This window comes from Nitrosovibrio sp. Nv17, from assembly GCF_900119085.1.
In the GTDB taxonomy this organism is placed as follows: Bacteria; Pseudomonadota; Gammaproteobacteria; order Burkholderiales; family Nitrosomonadaceae; genus Nitrosospira.
The window spans coordinates 40,814-59,128 of sequence record NZ_FPIQ01000019.1 but is presented as its reverse complement, the minus strand read 5'-3'; the positions used below and the strand labels follow the sequence as shown (position 1 = coordinate 59,128).

General features: G+C 67.2%; 12 protein-coding genes. 8 read left to right on the top strand and 4 right to left on the bottom strand.

Going from position 1 to position 18,315, the window contains the following annotated elements:
* Positions 1-4,266 (top strand): non-ribosomal peptide synthetase (locus BT108_RS10650; RefSeq protein ID WP_143142472.1); only part of this gene is annotated, 4,266 nt, incomplete at its 5' end.
* Here the strand turns inward: BT108_RS10650 and BT108_RS10645 are convergent.
* Genes BT108_RS10645 through BT108_RS10635 form a run of 3 tightly spaced genes read right to left on the bottom strand, consistent with a single transcriptional unit; the run spans position 4,247 to position 7,718 of the window.
* Entirely contained in the window at positions 4,247-5,251 is a 1,005-nt protein-coding gene (locus tag BT108_RS10645; RefSeq protein ID WP_072294509.1) for an alpha/beta hydrolase, read from the bottom strand. The two genes, BT108_RS10650 and BT108_RS10645, sit on opposite strands and share 20 nt — an antisense overlap.
* 42 nt (positions 5,252-5,293) lie before the next feature.
* Positions 5,294-6,607, bottom strand: coding sequence for a lysine N(6)-hydroxylase/L-ornithine N(5)-oxygenase family protein (locus BT108_RS10640; protein WP_072294508.1), 1,314 nt, complete (start codon positions 6,605-6,607; stop codon positions 5,294-5,296).
* 10 nt (positions 6,608-6,617) lie between these two features.
* Positions 6,618-7,718 (bottom strand): GNAT family N-acetyltransferase, encoded by a 1,101-nt coding sequence (locus tag BT108_RS10635; protein ID WP_255369703.1) that lies wholly within the window; start codon positions 7,716-7,718, stop codon positions 6,618-6,620.
* A gap of 315 nt (positions 7,719-8,033) precedes the next feature.
* Here BT108_RS10635 and BT108_RS10630 point away from each other — a divergent pair, with 315 nt between their 5' ends.
* The 7 genes from BT108_RS10630 to BT108_RS10600 all read left to right on the top strand — a co-directional run bounded on the left by BT108_RS10630 (position 8,034) and on the right by BT108_RS10600 (position 17,358).
* Positions 8,034-8,543, top strand: coding sequence for an RNA polymerase factor sigma-70 (locus BT108_RS10630; protein ID WP_072294507.1), 510 nt, complete (start codon positions 8,034-8,036; stop codon positions 8,541-8,543).
* Positions 8,544-8,607: 64 nt separating this feature from the next.
* A complete protein-coding gene (locus BT108_RS10625; protein ID WP_072294506.1) occupies positions 8,608-8,838 on the top strand; it encodes an MbtH family protein in 231 nt (76 codons plus the stop codon).
* 113 nt (positions 8,839-8,951) lie between these two features.
* Complete coding sequence (locus BT108_RS10620; RefSeq protein ID WP_083566392.1) at positions 8,952-9,668, top strand: 4'-phosphopantetheinyl transferase superfamily protein; 717 nt, start codon at positions 8,952-8,954, stop codon at positions 9,666-9,668.
* A gap of 115 nt (positions 9,669-9,783) precedes the next feature.
* Entirely contained in the window at positions 9,784-11,427 is a 1,644-nt protein-coding gene (locus BT108_RS10615; RefSeq protein WP_072294514.1) for a cyclic peptide export ABC transporter, read from the top strand.
* A 190-nt stretch (positions 11,428-11,617) separates the two neighbouring features.
* Entirely contained in the window at positions 11,618-12,850 is a 1,233-nt protein-coding gene (locus BT108_RS10610; RefSeq protein WP_255369701.1) for an efflux transporter outer membrane subunit, read from the top strand.
* Positions 12,847-14,103, top strand: a complete 1,257-nt coding sequence (locus BT108_RS10605) for an efflux RND transporter periplasmic adaptor subunit (RefSeq protein WP_072294504.1) — start codon at positions 12,847-12,849, stop codon at positions 14,101-14,103. Before BT108_RS10610 ends, BT108_RS10605 begins: the two co-directional genes overlap by 4 nt.
* Positions 14,104-17,358: an efflux RND transporter permease subunit gene (locus tag BT108_RS10600; RefSeq protein ID WP_072294503.1), complete on the top strand. Its 3,255-nt coding sequence runs from the start codon at positions 14,104-14,106 to the stop codon at positions 17,356-17,358.
* 63 nt (positions 17,359-17,421) lie between these two features.
* Here BT108_RS10600 and BT108_RS10595 read toward each other — a convergent pair whose 3' ends face one another.
* On the bottom strand, positions 17,422-17,787 hold the full coding sequence (locus BT108_RS10595) for a hypothetical protein (protein WP_072294502.1): 366 nt from the start codon (positions 17,785-17,787) through the stop codon (positions 17,422-17,424).
* Between the last annotated feature and the right edge of the window lie 528 nt (positions 17,788-18,315).

Genomic DNA, 18,315 nt, shown 5'->3' with positions numbered 1-18,315 from the left:
GTGGGGCGCCAGGACAACTTCTTCGAACTGGGGGGCGACTCCATCCTGAGCCTGCAGATCGTGGCGCGGCTGCGCCGAGCGGGCTGGAAAGTCACGCCGCGGCAGCTGTTCGAACGCCAGAGCGTGATGGGCATGGCCGGCGTGGCCGAGCGCGCCGATGCGGCCGATGCCGCAGCGGCCCCGCCTGCGCCGGAATCGCGGCCGGCGCAGAGGCTGGAGCGTTATCTGAGTGCGGTGCGGATGCGCGAGCTGGCGATCGATCCCGGCAGCCTGGAAGACGCCTACCCCCTGTCTCCGATGCAGAAGGGCATGCTGCTGTCGAGCATCGATTCCACGGATACGGAGTCCGGTCTCTACATGAACCAGCTCAACGTGGAGGTCGAGGGGCTGGACGTCGACCGTTTCGAGCGCGCGTTCCGGGAGGTGATCCGGCGCCATGCCATCCTGCGCACGGGATTTCTCTGGCAGGCCGGTCCCGACCCGCTCGACCAGCCCCTGCAGCTGGTCCATCGGCATGCCGGGTTCGCCATCCGGATGGACGACTGGCGGGGAGCTGCCATCGACGAAGGCCGGATCGCCGCCTTCGCGGCGGCGGAGCTGTGCCGCTCCTTCGACATCCTGAAGGCTCCCCTGATGCGCGTCGCCCTGATCCGGCTGGACGACACACGCCATCGGCTGGTCTGGACCCTGCATCACATCCTGCTCGACGGCTGGAGCATGTCGCGGCTGGTGAACGAACTGTTCGCCTGCTACGACGGGCGGCGCCTGCCGCCGCCGGGACCGCCCTACTCGAACTACATCGACTGGCTGGCGCAGCAGGACGCCCAGGCCGATGAACGCTTCTGGAAGGACTCCCTGTCCCGGCTGGATGGTCCCACGCTGCTGGCGGGCGATGTGCTGCCAGGCCGCAGCGGCTATGCGAAGCGCTATTCCCGCCTCGGCCCCGACCGGACGCGCTCGTACGAAGCGCTGGCCCGGCGCGAGCGCGTCACCCTCAACACGCTGGTGCAGGCGGCGTGGGGGCTGCTGCTGCAGCGCCATGCGCGGGCGGAGGCCGCCGTCTTCGGCGCCACCGTGGCCGGGAGGCCGGCCGGCCTCCCGGGTGCGGAAGAGATGCTGGGGCTGTTCATCAATACCCTGCCCATCGTCGTCGACGCCCGGCCCGAGCAGCGCGTCGGCGACTGGCTGCGCGAATTGCAGGCCCGCAACCTGGAATGGCGCGAGCATGAACACACGCCCCTGTACGAGATCCAGCGATGGGCCGGCTCGGCCGGCCGGGCGCTGTTCGACAGCATCCTGGTGTTCGAGAATTTTCCCCTGGAGAAGAGCCTGCACGGCCAGGAAGGGGCGGGACTGCGTTTCGGGCCGGTGGAGGGGGAGGGGCTGACCGGCTACGCCATGGATCTGCAGGTCGTCATCGACGACGGATCCCTGGAGATCGAGTACTGCTACGACCGCAGCCGCTTCACGGATACCGCCGTGGCGGAAATCCGCAGGCAGATGGAACACCTGCTGGAGCAGATGGCGCAGGATGCGGACGAGGTGGTTGGCAACCTGGATTGGATGGAGCCGGCCGCGCGGGACAGGTTGTTCGCCTGGGGGCGTGGCGACAAGCGCTATCCCTCCGGCGTGCCGGTGTACCGTCTCATCGAGCGCCGCGCCGCATCGCGCCCGGATGCCATCGCCCTGCTGCTGGGAGACGAGGAGCTGAGCTACGGGGTGCTGAACGAGCGGGCCAATCGCCTGGCGCACCGCCTGGCGGAATCGGGCGTCATGCCGGAGGTGCGCGTGGGCGTCGCCCTGGAGCGCTCCCTGGACATGATCGTGGCGCTGCTTGCGGTGCTCAAGGCCGGTGGCGCCTACGTCCCTCTGGATACGGACTATCCGGCGGAGCGCCTGGGCTACATGGTCCGCGACAGCGGCATGCGCCTGGTGCTGACCCGGGAGCGCCTGGCATCCCGCCTGGGACTGCCGGATCACGTCGAGATGCTGGCGCTCGACCGCATCGATCTGCACGATGCGTCGACGCACAATCCGGAGGTCGCGACCGCTCCGCGCAACCTCGCCTATCTCATCTACACTTCCGGTTCCACGGGGCAGCCCAAGGGGGTCGCCGTCGAGCATGGCCCCCTGGCCATGCACTGCCAGGCCACGGCCGAGATCTACGAGATGGAGTCGTCCTGGCGCGAGTTCCAATTCATGTCCTTTTCCTTCGACGGCGCGCACGAGCGCTGGCTCACCACGCTGATCACCGGCGCCGGAATGGCCCTGCGGGACGGCGAGCTGTGGCCGGCCGAGCAATCCTGCCGCGCATTGCGCCGCTACGGCATCACGCACGCGGTCTTTCCTCCCGCCTACCTGGGCCAGCTGGCGGAGTGGGTCGAGGGGCGGGAAGAGCGGCCCGCCATGGAGCTGTACGTATTCGGCGGGGAGGCCATGCCGCGTGCCACCTTCGAGCGGGTGCGCCGGTCGCTGCGGCCGCGGATGCTGATCAACGGCTACGGGCCGACGGAAACGGTGGTCACGCCGCTGATATGGAAGGTGGATGCTGGCACCTCCTTCGAGGGCGCCTATGCGCCCATCGGCAAACCCGTGGGCGAGCGCACCGCGTACGTGCTGGACGGGAGCCTGCAGCCTGTCCCGCAGGGGATGGCGGGTGAGCTGTACATCGGCGGCTTCGGCCTGGCGCGGGGGTACCATGGGCGACCGGGGCTGACGGCGGAGCGGTTCGTCGCGGACCCGTTCGACGCGGCGGGGGGGCGGCTCTACCGGACCGGCGACCTGGCGCGCTGGCTGCCGGACGGTACGGTGGAGTATCTCGGCCGGATCGACCATCAGGTCAAGATCCGCGGCTTCCGCATCGAACTTGGAGAGATCGAATCGCGGCTGCTGGCGATCGAGGGCGTGGCCCAGGCGGCGGCGGTCGTCCAGGGGAGTGCCCCGGAGACGGTGCAGCAGCTGGTGGCGTACGTCGTGCCGGCGGTTGCCGGCGATGCCGCCGTCCTTCAGGAAGGAATCCGGCGGCAGCTCGCCCGGGGCCTGCCGGATTACATGGTGCCGGCGCACATCGTGGTGCTGGCCAGCCTGCCGACGACGCCCGCGGGCAAGCTCGATCGCCTGGCGCTGCCGCCGCCCGGCCGGGCGGCCGCCAGCGCCTACGTGGCGCCCGCGACGCCGGCGGCGAGGCACCTGGCCGACATCTGGCAGAGCGTGCTGAAGATCGAGCGCATCGGGCAGACCGACAATTTCTTCGAACTCGGCGCCGACTCCCTGTCGTGCCTGCAGGTCATGGCGCGCCTGCGGGGGCTGGATGATCCGGTGCTGAGCGGCATCAAGCTGCGCGACCTGATGCTGCACCCCAGCATCGCGGCCCTGCTCGGGCTCGATGAGGCTGCCGGCGCTGCGGGTGCCCTGGCGCCTTCCCTGCTGCTCGCGATGAACGAGCCGTGCCGCGCCGTGCCGCCGCTGTTCTGCTTTCATCCCGGACTGGGCACCGTGTTCGACTACCAGCCGCTGGCGCGCCGGCTGCAGGGGCAGCGCGCCGTATACGGACTGCCCTGCAGGATGCTGCGCGATGCGGCGCACCGCGACCTCTCGCTGGAGGCCATGGCGGAGGATTATGTGCGGCAGGTGAAGGAGGCGCAGCCGCAGGGACGTTACCACCTGCTGGGCTGGTCGCTGGGGGGCGCGCTCGCGGTGCTGGCCGCGCACCGGATCGAGCAGGATGGCGGCGAGATAGGCTTCCTGGGCCTGGTCGACCCGTTCGTCCCCGGTACCGAGGCACCTGCCGGGGATGACTGGCTCGCCGATCTCGGCGCCTTCATCGCGCTGGTCCTGCCGCAGCACGACACACAGGAGACCGCGCAGCATCTGGCACGGTGGCGGACCGATGGCGCCGAAGCCGGTGAAGCGGCGGCCGTGGCGATCCTGGCAACGCTGGATGCCCGGATCGACCGCGGGCGGAATACGGACTATGCCGGCATGGAGGCGGAAGAGCTCGGACGCATGTTCCAGGTGGCGCGCCACCTCAAGACGCTGTCCGGACAGGCGGGCGATCTGCCGGCCTTGGGCGTGCGTCCCGTCTGCTGGTGGTCGTCCGGTCGGCCGCAGCGTGAACGCGCGGCGCTGAAGCGGCAGATCGGTGTGGCGGATCCGGTGGAAACCGAGCTGTCCGCCGACCACTTCGGCATGATGCAGGCCGGGCCGCTGCTGGACCAGCTCGCGCTGCTTCTTGCCCGGCTTCCCCTCAGGGAGGGGATGGCGTAGATTCCTTCCCGGCGTGCGCCGCCCCCGGGGCGAATGCGCGCGCCAGCACGGCCGCGATGTCCCGGCGCAGCCGGTCCGCCGCCGCCGGGACGATGTTCCCGAGGCGGGCGAAATCGTGGGTCATGCCCGCGTAGATCCTGAGTTCCGTCGCCACGCCCTCGCGCTTCAGCCGCTCGGCGTAGGCGACGCCCTCGTCCACCAGGGGATCGAACTCCGCCAGCGCGATGAAGGCGGGCGGCAGGCCGGCGAGCGTGGGCGCCGCCAGCGGCGCGAAGCGCCAGTCCAGGCGATCGCCTTCATCGCGCAGGTAGTTGCCGTACATCCATTGCAGCGTCGCCGCCTCGAGCAGATGGCCTTGCGCCAGGCGCTGGTGCGAGGCAGTGTCCTGCCGCACGCTGGTGCACGGGTAGAGCAGCACCTGGTGGGCCGGCGGCGTCCAGGCGGCGACGCGCGCGGCGATCGCCAGCCCGGTCGCGAGGGTGCCGCCGGCGCTGTCCCCGCCGACCGCGATGCGCCGGGAATCCAGATCGTGCGCCGCGCCCTGGGACAGCAGCCACAGATAGGCATCCTGGGCGTCGTGCACCGCCTGCGGAAACCGGTGCTCCGGAGCGAGCCGGTAGGCCACGCTCAGGACGCGGCACGGTGTCAGCGCCGCCAGCGCCCGGCAGAGCGAGTCGTGGGAGTCGAGGCTGCCGACGCAGTAGCCGCCGCCGTGGAAGTACAGCAGCACCGGCTGGCCGGACGCCCCCTGCGGAGCATCCGGCCCGGGAACATAGAGACGGGCCGGGATTTCCACGCCGTCGCGGCAGGGAATGCCGATCGGCTGCACTGCCGCCAGCCGCGGCCCGGGAGGGTCGAGCGACAGCGTGGAGGCATCGTACCGCCTGCGCGCCTCGGCGGGCGGGAGCCGGTGCAGGGGCAGGCCGCCGCCGGCTCCCGCTGCGACCAGTTCGAGAAACGCGGCGAGATCAGGATCGAGCGGCATCGATGGAACACCGGCGGCCTGCCGCGGGGATGGTTCCGGCTTTCACAGCGCTTCGCTGATCGGCAGGGGCGCGTACTGGGTTCTCATCCTTTGCGCCAGGGACTGGTGGATGACGTCCAGGAGCGTCTGTCCGATTTCGTCGGTGCGCACCGCCGTGACCGACAGCAGGGTATCGCTCAGGCCATGGCTGGACTCGCACGCACCCTGCAGGAAAATGGCGGGCTGGAAATCCGGCGTGCTCTGGATGCGGTATTCACGATTCACCGTGAAGTCTCCCAGGTAGGGGGCGAGGGCTCCCAGCAGGATCCTGTGGCGGTCGTGGGTGTAGCCCGTCGCCAGCACGATGGCATCGTAGGCGACGGCGTATTCGGTGGCGGTGTTGAGATCGCGCAGGGTCAGCCGGATGCCGTCCGGCGCGGCATGGGCCGCCGCCACCTCGTGGCGGCGCAGGAAGCGGTGGCGCAGGTTGCCGGTCACCTTCTGCTGGTAGAGCACGTTGAAAATCTGCTCGATCAGCACGAGATCGGGGGCCGCATAGTTGGTATGCCAGAACTCCTCGATCAGGGCACTGCGCTCCGGAGCGGGGCGGCTGAACACGAAGTCGGTGAAATCGGTGTTGAATATCTCATTGACGAACGGGCTGTCATCCGAAGGCTTGATGGAGCGTCCGCGCATGATCAGGTCGACGCGGGAATCGGGAAAGCGGTGGTGCAGATCCATGAAGATTTCGGAGGCACTCTGGCCCGCGCCGACCACCGCGATCTTCCTGGCATTCTCGCGTTGCGCAATCGTACTCAGATAGGAATTCGAATGAAATATCCTTTTGTCATTCTCGAGTGCTCTGAAGCATTCGGGGATGTTGGGGGTTCCTCCCACGCTGACGACGAGGTTGCGCGCGGCGCGTTCGCGCACCACGCCCTGGGGGTTGCGTGTGCGTACGCGAAGATGGGTGACCTGGCCGGCATGCTGTTCCGGAAGGATCTCGAAGACTTCCTCGCCGTAGGCGCAGCGGTCGTCGAAATGCCCCGCGGCCCAGGCGAGATAGTCGTTGAACTCGTGCCGGCTGGGGAAGAAGGTCTTCAGGTTGATGAAGTCCTGCAGGCGCCGCTTCTGGTGCAGGTAGTTGATGAACGTGAAATGGCTCGAAGGATTGCGCAGGGTCGCCAGATCCTTGAGAAAGGAAATCTGCATGTGCGCATTGTCCAGCATCATGTTGGCGTGCCAGGCGAAGCCCGGCTGCCTTTCGATGAAGAAGAAGTCCGTCCTGCTGCCCTGCTGTTGCTTTTCATCCAGGGTGATGGCCAGCGCAATGTTGGAGGGACCGAAACCGATACCGATCAGATCGTGGATGTGCATGGCGGGCTCCTCAGAGCAGGGACAGGGAAGGTGCCGCGGCGGCGGCGCGCGGAATCCACAGGCGCTCCGCAAAGAAGCGTTCCCGTGTCAGCATGCCGAGCATGGCGCGCTTGTGGGGGAAGTCGAATTCCTTCAGGCAGGCGTAGCCGCACTTGCCCAGGCTGCGTATCATCCGGTGGTTGTCCACGCGCGGCTCGATCACGATGCGACGGGTGCGGCAGTCGTCCAGGAACAGGTAGTGAGAGAAGGAGGGCATCCAGGCGGTGATGAAGGGCCTGCCCCGGAAGCGCGGCTCCCCGATCAGCACGTGCCAGCCGCGATCGAAGTCTTCCACGTCGTAGAAAGGTGCGATCCGATCTTCCCGGGCCCAGTACATCTCGAAATAGCCGAATGCCTCGCCGTCGAGGCAGCTGATGAGTCCCGCGGCGTGCGGATCGGCCGCGATGCGCTCCAGGTAGTCCCGGTGCCTGGGAAGCTCGCCGGCTTCCCCCCAGGCGCGCGCCACCTCCGGCTCGTTCATCCAGCGATGGAAGCATTCCAGGTCGTGGGGAATGTCCACGGAGCGGAACGAAAGCGTGCGGTCGAGCCAGGGAATGTGCCGCCGATAGACGGTGCCGACCGGCTTGGGCGGCCGCAGGGGGTGGCGCCGCCCCTCAGAGAGGACGTGAGACACGGGAAAGCATGGCGGGGTCGGGGGGCACAGCCAGAGCCTGGGCTGCTGCCACAGGAGTTCGACATGGACGACCAGCTGCCCGTCTTCCTGCCTGAGCAGTATTCCGGATCGAAGCAGCGTGTCGACATCCTCGTTCACCAGGGGCGCTGCAAGGCGCAACCTGCCCTGGTCCGGATGGCGGGCAAAGGCGACCTCCAGCGCAGCCAGCAGATCGGTCGTACGCGGCGGGATGCCGGACCCGGGGCCGAACCACTCGAGCTCGAGCCCATCCGACCGGCGCAGCAGCCGCCATGTCGACGTGCGGTCTCTCCCGGCGTCGCCCTTCAGCCACAGCTCATCCTCCCGGCATGTCGCCCGATAGGGAATCCCGTCGGGATGGGATGCCAGGGACGGCATGGTGCCGGGGGGGGCCTGGAGGTGCGTGCGCTGCATGTCCATCAAGGGATTCGTCTCCGCAAGGCGTCGGTTCGGGGAGAATGTGCGTGCAACACAGTCAAAGACGGATGGAACGCCTCATTGTTTAGTGGCCCGATACTCTGTCGGGGCCGCCGTTCCCCGCCTCGTCTTCTCCTCCAGGCTGCGTTGCGGGATTCATGAAAATGGATGCTGCAATATAAGGCATTGATGAATCTGGTGAATCATTTCAGCTGGCGGTGAAGGAGGCCGCAATGTAAAAAATGGCGTACACGTGAAAGAATGGTATATGATAATAGTTCTCGTTATTGTTGCTATTTTTACCATGGGAGTGTCGTCATGATCGTTGGGAAGCAGGCTGGCCTGGATGAGGTGTTCATGGCTTACCGGTCACAGTTGCGCTGGGCCGCTCTGAGAATCCTGGGCAATCCGGAACGGGCGGAAGACGTGGTGCAGGATGTCTACCTGAAGATCTCCGAGGGAGGTGCAACCATCGACATCAGGAATCCTGCCGCGTATCTGCTGCAGATGGTGCGCAACCTGGCGATCGACTATCGCCGCCGCCTCTCCCTGGAGGTTCATCTCTTCCAGAGCGAGGATGACGGATTGCATGTTCCCTGCCACACCGCGATGCCGGAAACCATCGTGAGCGGCCGCCAGCACCTGAATCTGGTGGCGGAGGCGATCTCCGAGCTGCCCGAGCGCACGCGCCGGGCCTTCGAGCTCCATCGCCTGGAAGGGCACACCCATCGCGCCATCGCCAAGGAACTGGATATTTCCACCTCGCTGGTCAACATCCTGATCCACCAGGCCATCGATCATTGCCGATCGGTGCTGCAGCCGGCCTGACGCATTCACCGCTCCCGGGGGAGCCCCGGCACTCATCATCCATGACGCGAAAAAGGACAGAGCCATGACCAGTTGCTTCGATCGTGAAGACGGGACATTCCGTGTGCTGATCAACCATGAGGAACAGTATTCCATCTGGCCGGACTGGAAGGCCATTCCGGCGGGCTGGACCGATACCGGCATACTCGCGGACAAGCAGACCTGCCTGGACCACATCGACAAAGTATGGACCGACATGCGTCCGCTCAGCCTGAGGCGGTTCATGGACGGGCAGGCGTCCGCTCCCGAACAGTGATCCGGATGATGCCGCATGCATGAAGCGGGGCTGCCGTCCGGGGCCGGTGAAAAGGCGGCCTCCCGGGCCGGGCCGGAGCGCAGGATGGGATCTGTCCGCGGGAGCGGCGGTCGATGAACGAGATCCGGCCGCTGCCACTGCCCCGGACGGTTCCGGCGGACGTCGCGGTATGGTGGCTCGATCTGGACCTGCAGGCGCCTCTGCACCCATCCGACCTCGCCCTGCTGAGCGAGGACGAGCGCAACCGGGCATGGAGGTTTCACCGGCACGCGGACAGGGTGCGCGCGGTCGCGACGCGGTCGGCGCTGCGGCAGCTGCTCGCCCGGCGCACGGGTCGGCGGGCGGGAGAATTGCGTTTTGCGGCCAATGCCCATGGCAAGCCCGAACTTGACAGTGGTGCGGGAATTGAGTTCAATGTTTCGCATGCCGGCAGCCACGCCATGATCGCCTTTTCGAGCGGGCGACCGATAGGTGTCGATATCGAGTGTCACGCAGGCGCTGCCGAGGTGCGGGAGCTGGGCGCCCACGTCTTCACCCGCCGCGAGCGGCTGGTCGCGCTGCGGCCCGGCACCGCGATCGATGACTTCATGGCGCGCTGGACGGCGAAGGAGGCCACGCTCAAGGCGCTCGGACAGGGGATCGCGGAGTACCTGCAGGCCATCTCCATCCTGCCGCGCAGCGAGGTCGGGGAAGGCTACCAGGTGCTGCACGACCGTCCCGAATGGGGCGAGATTGCGGTCTGGCCCCTCGATGCGCCCGTCGGATACTCGGCCGCCCTCGCGCTGCAGCAGGAACATCCGTGGGCGGTATCGTGCCCGTGCAGCGTGTGACCTCACCTGCTGCCCGGACGGGGCCGGCCGACGGAGTCGGGCCGGATGCCGGCGTCGCTGATATGACTCTCGCATGCCGCCGCCCCGTTTCGATGATCCAAAGCGTGAACATGACGTGCTGACCTATCTCATCGGGCGATCCCGGCTCCTGCTGCTGTGCGCCGCGGCGGCCAGCGTCGTGCACGGCGTCTGCAGCGTACTCATGCTGTCTCAGATCAACGAGGCCCTGACCTCGGGCGACGATGCCAGGATCGCCCTGGCATGGACATTCGCCGCCACGGCGGTGCTGGTGATGGCGAGCCAGATGCTGGCGAGCGTCCTGTTCGAGCGCCTGAGCCAGCGCGCCCACGCGGACATGCGCTCGTTCATCACCGGGAAGGTCATGGCAGCCGATTTCCGTCATCTGGAGAGGGTGGGCGGTGCGAGGATCCAGTCCGCGCTGTCGGAGCACAGCGCCAACGTGGCGGAATTCTTCGTCAGCGTGCCCGCCATCGTGACCAATGCGGTCATCGTAACCGGCTGCCTCGTATACATGGCGCTGCTGTCGTGGCAGGTGTTCGCCATGGCGATCGTGGTCATCGGACTGGGGTCCCTGGGCTACCATCTCGCACACCTGCGCGCGATCGGCCATCTGGACGTGGCATCGAGGGAACAGGACAGCCTGTTCGAGCATTTCCGGGCGATCACCGACGGCGCCAAGGAACTGCGCCTGAACCGGAGGAAGGGTGCCGCATTCTCGCGGGATGTCCTCGGCCGCTCCATCGAGACGGTGCGCCGGGAGCGGACTCTGGGCATGTCGATCTTCGTCGCCTCGGCCAGCTGGGGCAATTTCCTGATTTTCGCGTTCATCGGCCTGGTGCTGTTCGTGCTGGTGGGGGACGTTCCGGATCGCACCCGCATCATGACCGGATTCGCCCTGGTCTTCGTGTACATGGTGACGCCGCTGGAGGTGTTGCTGATGAACATTCCCCGCGCCAACCTGGCACGGGTTTCGGCCGAACGCATCGACGAGATCACTCGGGACATACCGGCGAGCGAGGCGCTGCTGCCCGGCGAGGAGGATGCCCGGTCTTTTTCCAGTCTCGCCATCCGCGGCGCCGTGCATCGCTACTACCACGAGCAGAGCGACGAGCTGTTCACCATGGGGCCGATCCACCTGACGTTCCATCGCGGTGAAATCGTCTTCCTGGTGGGCGGCAACGGCAGCGGCAAGACCACGCTCGCCAAGCTGCTGGCAGGGCTTTATCCGCCCGAGGAAGGGGAGGTGCGGCTCGACGGCGAGATCATCGACGACGCCAGCCGCGACCGCTACCGGCAGACCTTCTCCGCCATCTTTTCCGATTTCTATCTGTTCGACCGGCTGCTGGAAGCCGGGCGGGCAGAGCTGGACGAGAAGGGTAACCGGCTGCTCGAGAAGCTGCACCTGCAGCACAAGGTGCAGGTGCGGGACGGGGCCTTCACCACGCGCACCCTTTCGCAGGGGCAGCGCAAGCGCCTGGCGCTGGTGGCGGCCCTGCTGGAGGACAGGCCCTTCCTGGTATTCGACGAGTGGGCGGCGGATCAGGATCCCGTATTCAAGGATGTGTTCTACCGCGAACTGCTGCCGGAACTGAAGGCGGCGGGCAAGACCGCGCTTGTCATTTCCCACGATGACCGCTATTTTCACCTGGCGGATCGCCTGGTGCGCATGGAGGACGGCCAACTGGTCTTCGATGGCGAACCGCAGGACAACCATCGAATGGAGGCCATGCCGGTATAGGGCGCAGCGGCGCTGGCCGGTACCGGACAAGGTAATCGAACAGGAAGTGTCAAGCATCCCGAGAATTCTCCTCCTCGCACTGATCCCGGCCGCGATCAGCGGCTGCAAGGCGCCAGTGCCGCGGCATGCCGGAGAGATTGGCGTCCCGATTCCTTCTCGATGGAGTACCATTGCCGAACCGAGCCTGCCGGTGGATGACCGGTGGGTGGAGATCTTCGGGGATCCGACGCTGAGTGCGGTGGTGCACGATGCGTTGACCGCGAACTACGATCTGAAGGTTGCCGCGGCGCGGGTGGACGCGGCGGTGGCGCAGGTCCGCATCGACGGCGCCGGTCTCTGGCCGCAAGTATCCTTCTCCCCGAACTTCGAGCAGGTTCGGATACGCGAGGCTGGATTCGGCACCGCGCACTTCAGCGTGTTCGACGCCATGTTCAATCTGAGCTGGGAAGTGGACGTATGGGGGAGAATACGCGATACCAGGCAGGCTGCCGTGCAGGAAGCCAGCGCTGCCGCAACCGATTTCCGAGGTGCCCGGCTGTCGCTGGCGGCCAGGGTGGCGCAGGACTATTTCAGTCTGGTCGAGGCGCAGCTGCAGGCTGGCGTGGCCGAGCAGTCGATCCAGGATCGGCGCACCATCGTGGAGCTGGTACGCGGCCGCTTTGCCCGCGGTCTGACGACGGCCCTGGATGTGCGCCTGGCGCTCACCGATCTGGCCAGTGCCGAAGTGCAGCTTGGCCAGGCCCGCAACCAGGTGCAGGCGATCGCCCGCCGCCTGGAGGTGCTGCTGGGGCGCTATCCCGCGGGCAGCCCGGAACGCGTCGCGATGTTGCCCGAACTCCCCATGGACCTGCCCGCGGGGCTGCCTTCAGAACTGCTGGAGCGGCGCCCGGATCTGGTCGCGGCACTGGACCGGCTGCATGCCGCGGATGCCCGGGCGGCAAGCGCGAGGAAGCTGCTGCTGCCGCGGATCACGCTGACCGCCGCGGGAGGGACGCGCAGCACCGCGCTGACGGAGCTGGTCGATCCCCGTGCGCTTGCCTGGAACGTCGTCATGGGCCTGGTGCAGCCGCTGTTCACCGGCGGGCGCATCCAGGGGGAGATTCAGCTGCGCGAGGCTCATGTGGAAGAGGCGCTCAACCAGTACAGGAGCGCGGCGCTCAATGCGTTCCGCGAAGTGGAGCAGATGCTGGCGGCCGAGGAATGGCTGCGGGGACAGGAGAAGGCCCTGAAGGAAGCCGTCGAGCAGACCGAGGCCAGCCGCCGTCTGGCCATCTATTCCTACCGCCTCGGCATGATCGAGATTCTGACGCTGCTGGACAGCTACCGTAGCACCTTGAACGCACAAAGCGCGCATCTGGCCATCAAGAGACAGCTGCTCAACAACCGGATCAATCTCTATCTTGCCCTGGGAGGCGGTGTGTGAGGCGCAAGGCCAATCTGAAGGTTCTCATCCCGGTGCTGGTGTTGCTGACCGGCATCAGCGCCGCGTGGGCGCTCGTCGCCTACCGGCCGCAGCTGGAATCGCGGGCACGGGACGTCGAACCGCCGGTCGCCCAGGTGATGCGGGTGGAGCCGCAGGCGCTGAAGCTGAACATCCGCTCCCAGGGGGTGGTGGTGCCGCGCACCGAGATCGACCTGGTGCCGGAGGTGGCGGGTCAGGTGGTGCGCCTGCATCCGAGCCTGGTGGCGGGGGGCTTCTTTGCCGCGGGCGAGGCGCTGATCTCTATCGATTCGCGTGACTACGACTACGCCATCGCGGCGGCTTCGGCTCGCATCGCCGAGGCGGAGCGTCAGGTCGTCATGGAGGAAGCCCAGGCCGAACAGGCGCGTACCGAATGGAATTCCCTCGGGGAGGGCGCGCCGACGCCGCTGACGCTGCGCGAGCCGCAACTCGCGGAGGCGCGTGCAAAGCGGAAGGCGGCGCGCGCCGACCTGATCAAGGCCCGGCTGCAGCGCAGCCGCTGCGAATGGCGGGCGCCGTTCGCGGGACGCGTGCGCAACCGGAGCATCGGTCTGGGCCAGTACGTGCAGCCGGGCGAAAAGCTGGCCCGCCTCTACGCCACGGACGTCGCCCAGGTGCGGCTGCCGCTGGCAACCGACCAGTTCGCCTACCTCGACCTGTCGCTGGGCCGTCAGAAGGGCCAGCCCGCCCCGTTACCGCGGGTGGTGCTGACCGCGGAGTTCGGAGGCGTCGAGCAGCATTGGCCAGGCCGTATCGTGCGCACCGAAGGCGCGCTGGACGAGCGCACCGGATTGCTGTACGCCGTGGCCGAGGTGGAGGATCCCTACGCGGCGAAGGAAGGGCGGCCGCCCCTCATGCCGGGGCTGTTCGTCAAGGCGGAGATCGAGGGCCGGGTGCTGCCTGCATTGTTCGTGCTGCCGCCGGGTGCGGTCAACGCCGCCGATGAGGTGCTGCGCCTCGACGCAGAGGCGCGTCTGCAGATCCTGCGGGTGAAGGTCCTGCGCCGCGAGAAGGATCGCGTGCTGGTGAACGGCGGCCTGGAGACGGGAGACCGGATCGTCGTGTCCCACGTGGACGTGCCGGTGGAGGGCATGAAAATCCATCCCGACCTGGTGACGCCCGACCTGGGAAGCGGGCCGGTCGACGCACAGGGGCTGGGAGGCGGCTCGGGGTCGGGGGGCGCTGCCGGCGTTGCGGCGGGAGACGCTCCCTAGATGAGGCGCAGGCCGTTGCTCCAGGCCATGGGTCCTCCGGCCGGAGGGCTGATCGCCTGGTTCGCCTCCAATCCGGTGGCGGCCAATCTCCTGATGCTGCTCATCCTGCTGGGCGGCGCCGGCAGCCTGTTCCTGATGGACAAGCAGGTCTTTCCGCGTTTCACGCCGCAGCAGATCGAGGTCATCGCTTTCTATCCCGGCGCGGGCCCGCAGGAGATCGAGGAATCCGTCTGCGTCCGCATCGAGGAGGCCATCTACAATCTTCCCGGCGTGAAGCGGTTGCATGCCGAGATCATCGAGGGCGAGTGCAACATCAAGGTCTCCATCCTGCCCGATCACGACAAGGAGCAGGTGATGAGCACCCTGCGCGGGCGCGTACAGGCGATACAGCGGCTGCCGAAGGGACTGGAAAGGATCGACATACGCCCGGCCTATCGCATCGGCGACGAGGGCGTCATCGTGGTGGCGCTGCACGGGCCGAGCGACACGCTCACGCTCAAGCGCCTGGGTGACCGCATCCAGGGGGATCTGGCGCGGATTCCGGGCGTGACCCGCGCCATCAACTACTTCGAGGTGGCGTACGAGATCGCCATCGAGGTTTCGTCGGAGCGTCTGCGCCAGCATCGCCTGTCCCTGCACGAGGTCACCGAGATCGTGCGGCGTGCCTCCGTCGACCTGCCCGGGGGGGCGGTCAAGAGTCCCCAGGGGGAGCTGCTGCTGCGCGTCAAGGGCAGGGCGGAGGACGCGCTGGCGCTCGGCAACCTGGTGCTGCGCGTGAATCCCGACGGCACGCGCCTGCTGCTGCGGGACGTGGCCACCGTGACCGACGGGCTGGAGGAGCGCTCGGTGGAGTTGCGCCACAACGGCGCCGCAGCGCAGGGCTGGGAGATCCATGCCGAGCAGGACACCGTCGCGGTGGCCCGCCGGGTCAAGGCGTACGTGGCGGAAATGCAGCCGCAATTGCCGGAAGGGCTGTCGCTGATCGCCTGGTGGGACAGTTCGCAGGCCTACGAGGAGCGGATCGTGACGCTGCTCGAGGACGGGCTCACCGGATTCGTCCTGGTGTGCCTGGTGCTGACGCTGTTTCTGCATCTCAGGGTGGCGATCTGGGCCGGGATCGGGATACTGACCTCCATATTCGGCGCCTTCTGGCTGATGCCGATGCTGGACATCTCCCTCAACATGCTCTCGCTGTTCGGTTTCCTGCTGGCGATGGGCATCCTGGTGGACGATGCCATCATCATCGGAGAATCCATCTACGCGAAGCAGGAGGACGCCGGCAGGGGGCGCCTGACGCGGAACATGGTTCGCGGCGCCCCCCGGTGGCCGGCCATTCACCTGGAGGCGGCGATTTCGGGGACGCGCGAGGTCGCGCTGCCCGTCGTCGTCGCCGTGATGATCGCGCTGGTGGCTTTCCTGCCGGGGCTGTTCCTGCCGGGCTGGGTGGGCGAGATGATGAAGCCGATCTGCCTGGTGATGATCCTGACCCTGATCTTTTCCCTGGTCGAGGCCCTGCTGATCCTGCCTGCGCACCTCGCCATCGTTCCCGGGACACCCGCGGCCCCCACGCTGCTGATGCGCATTCGCGCGGGACTCAACCGGCGCCTGCAGGATTTCGTCCTGCGGGTCTATACCCCCCTGCTGGAAGGCGCGCTCGCCTGGCGCTATCTCACTGTCGCCATTTTCATCGTGATGGTGGCGCTGGCGGCGACCCTGGTCGCAAGCGGCCACGTCCGGGTCAGCCTGCAGGCGGACGTGACCCGGGACAGCTTCTGGGTGCAGTTGAAGGTTCCCGAGGACATGCCCTACAGCGAGACCCGCCGTCTGGCGCGACAGGTGGAGCTCGCCTTCCTGCAGTTGCGGGACCATCTCGACGCGGAGGCCAGGGCCAGGGACCCGGGTATCCGGCAAAGCGTGATCGTCGGACTGGAGACCATCGTCGCCGAGAACAGCGCCGGGTTCTTCACGGAGCTCTCACCCGTGGGGCGGCGGCACGTGGCCGTGGAAGAGCTCATCCGGGAGTGGCGCAAGCGGGTGGGAGACCTCGGCCGGGCGCGGCTCGATTTCTACTACAAGCAGGGAGCGGTGCCCTACGACCTCGAACTGGATCTGAGCGCGGCCGACCCGTCCACCCTGGCGCAGGCCGCCAACCGGCTCAAGCAGACGCTGGCTGCCTATCCGGGCGTTTCCCACGTCGTCGATTCGGCGGTGACGGGCAAGCCCGAGATCCGGTTGCGGCTCAAGCCCGAGGCGCAGCACATGGGGCTGGATCTGGAGAATCTCGCAGAGCAGATGCGCCATGGCTACTTCGGCGACGAGGTGCACCGCCTGCAGCGGGGACAGAACGAGGTCAAGGTGATGGTGCGCCTGCCCCGGAACGAGCGGCAGTCCCTGGAGGATCTGCAAAACCTTCCCATCCGGCTGCCCAACGACGCCCAGGCGCCCCTGGGGGTGCTGGCGGACATCGGCTTCATTGCGGGTCAGGCGAAGCTGTTCCGGCAGGACCGGCAGCGGATCATCAAGATTCAGGCCCAGGTGGATGCCAGGCAGGCGGATGTCAACGCCATCTACGACAGGCTGGAAAACTCGGACATTCCGGCGATGAAGCGGGATTTCCCGGGGTTGCGCGTGGATATCGGGGAGGAGCGCCAGGAGCAGGAGGAGACGGTGCGCACCCTGGCGTTCTATACGGCGATCGCGCTGATGGTCATGTATGCCCTGATCGCCGTTCCGTTTCGTTCCTACACCAAGCCGCTGATCTTCCTGCTGGGCGCGCCGGTCGCCTGGAGCGGGGCCGTGTGGGCCCACTGGATCATCGGCATGCCGTTGTCCATGGAGTCCCTGGTGGGGATGATCGCGGCCAGCGGCGTGGTGGTGAACGACAGCCTGGTGCTCCTGGATTACGTACAGAAGCACGGCCATGGCGGACGCCCCGTCGCGGAACTCATCGTCGAGGCGTGCCGTGCCCGTTTCCGGCCGATCCTGCTGGCCTTCCTGACCAATTTCGTGGGGTTCTTCCCGACGCTGCTGGAGACCAGCGAGCAGGCCCAGTTTCTCATCCCCATGACGCTTTCGCTGACGGTCGGCCTGCTGGTGGGCATGGCCGCAAGCCTGGTGCTGACGCCGGTCTGCTACGCCATTCTGGGACGATCGGAAGAGCGCGCCGACGGATACCCGGCGGGAAGGGGGATATTCGCTTTCCTGCGGAATTCCTCGCGAAGCGAAGCAACGGTTCTGCCTGACAGACCCCGATAGGGAAGGAGCGCCCCGGTGTTCGGGGGTCGGGCCGACTTGCATCCCATGACCGGAGGTGGAGATCTACTTCCGCCGCCGGTCACCCCGCCGCCGCTCCCCGGTGCGCGATACGCGCCCCTTGCCTCCGGCCGTATCGGCTGGAGGCATTCCGACGTCCTTCTCATGGGGGAAGGCGGGCTTGCAGGCATCCGACACGATTTTCAGCGCCCGTTGCCGGGCAACGTTCATCTGGGTACGGGATCCTTCCCCCGCGGCGAGGGTTTGCAGCAGGTTCATGAGTTCCGTCTTTTCAGCGGCGGGCAGGGTCGACATCAGCGCCTGGATGATGTCGTGCGACCGCCGCAGCTCCTCGGACGAGGGCTCCGGGATATGCGCAGGCGATTCGAGGGCATCCCCCTCTGCGTCCGATCCGGCCTTGGCGTGCTTCACGGTCGGGATCGCCGGGCAAGGCGCGTGGTCACGGTATCGGTTCCGAAGCTGGAGCGGTGGCGCACCCGTGCCGCCGACATCGCTGGCGACGATCCGGGAGCTCCCTTTCGCCCGGCCCCTGGTCAGGCCGGTCGGGCCGCCTGCGGCTGTGCTGCCGTCTTTCCGGGCCCCTCTTCCTGTGACCGCGTCCTGAATCCGGGCCCGCGGGCCGGGCGGAGGGGAACAGGAGAATGACGTTGGATGGCGCAGGCGTATCGTCTTTCGGCATAAGGGCGTCCTGGTGGCGGCTCGGGTTCCCAGCCTGTCCGGCCAGTTCCACGGGCTGCCCGTCAATCTTAGCACCTGCAGCGGGGAATGACAAAATTCCTTGGAGCCTGGGCCGCCGTTGCCCGAATGCTTCAGGTCTCGGCTTCCTCGGGAAACCGGAGATCGCCCGACGACAGCCGCCTGATATGCATGCGTCACGGGTGCCTCCGCTTCATCCCTGGCGCAATGGGGTTATTGCGCTATACTTCCTTTTCACGCCGG

Coding starts and splice junctions, on each gene's coding strand:
- BT108_RS10630 (WP_072294507.1), top strand. CDS start 8,034: ATGATCGTTGGGAAGCAGGCTGGCCTGGATGAGGTGTTCATGGCTTAC.
- BT108_RS10625 (WP_072294506.1), top strand. CDS start 8,608: ATGACCAGTTGCTTCGATCGTGAAGACGGGACATTCCGTGTGCTGATC.
- BT108_RS10640 (WP_072294508.1), bottom strand. CDS start 6,607: ATGCACATCCACGATCTGATCGGTATCGGTTTCGGTCCCTCCAACATT.
- BT108_RS10600 (WP_072294503.1), top strand. CDS start 14,104: ATGAGGCGCAGGCCGTTGCTCCAGGCCATGGGTCCTCCGGCCGGAGGG.
- BT108_RS10645 (WP_072294509.1), bottom strand. CDS start 5,251: ATGCCGCTCGATCCTGATCTCGCCGCGTTTCTCGAACTGGTCGCAGCG.
- BT108_RS10635 (WP_255369703.1), bottom strand. CDS start 7,718: ATGGACATGCAGCGCACGCACCTCCAGGCCCCCCCCGGCACCATGCCG.
- BT108_RS10620 (WP_083566392.1), top strand. CDS start 8,952: ATGAACGAGATCCGGCCGCTGCCACTGCCCCGGACGGTTCCGGCGGAC.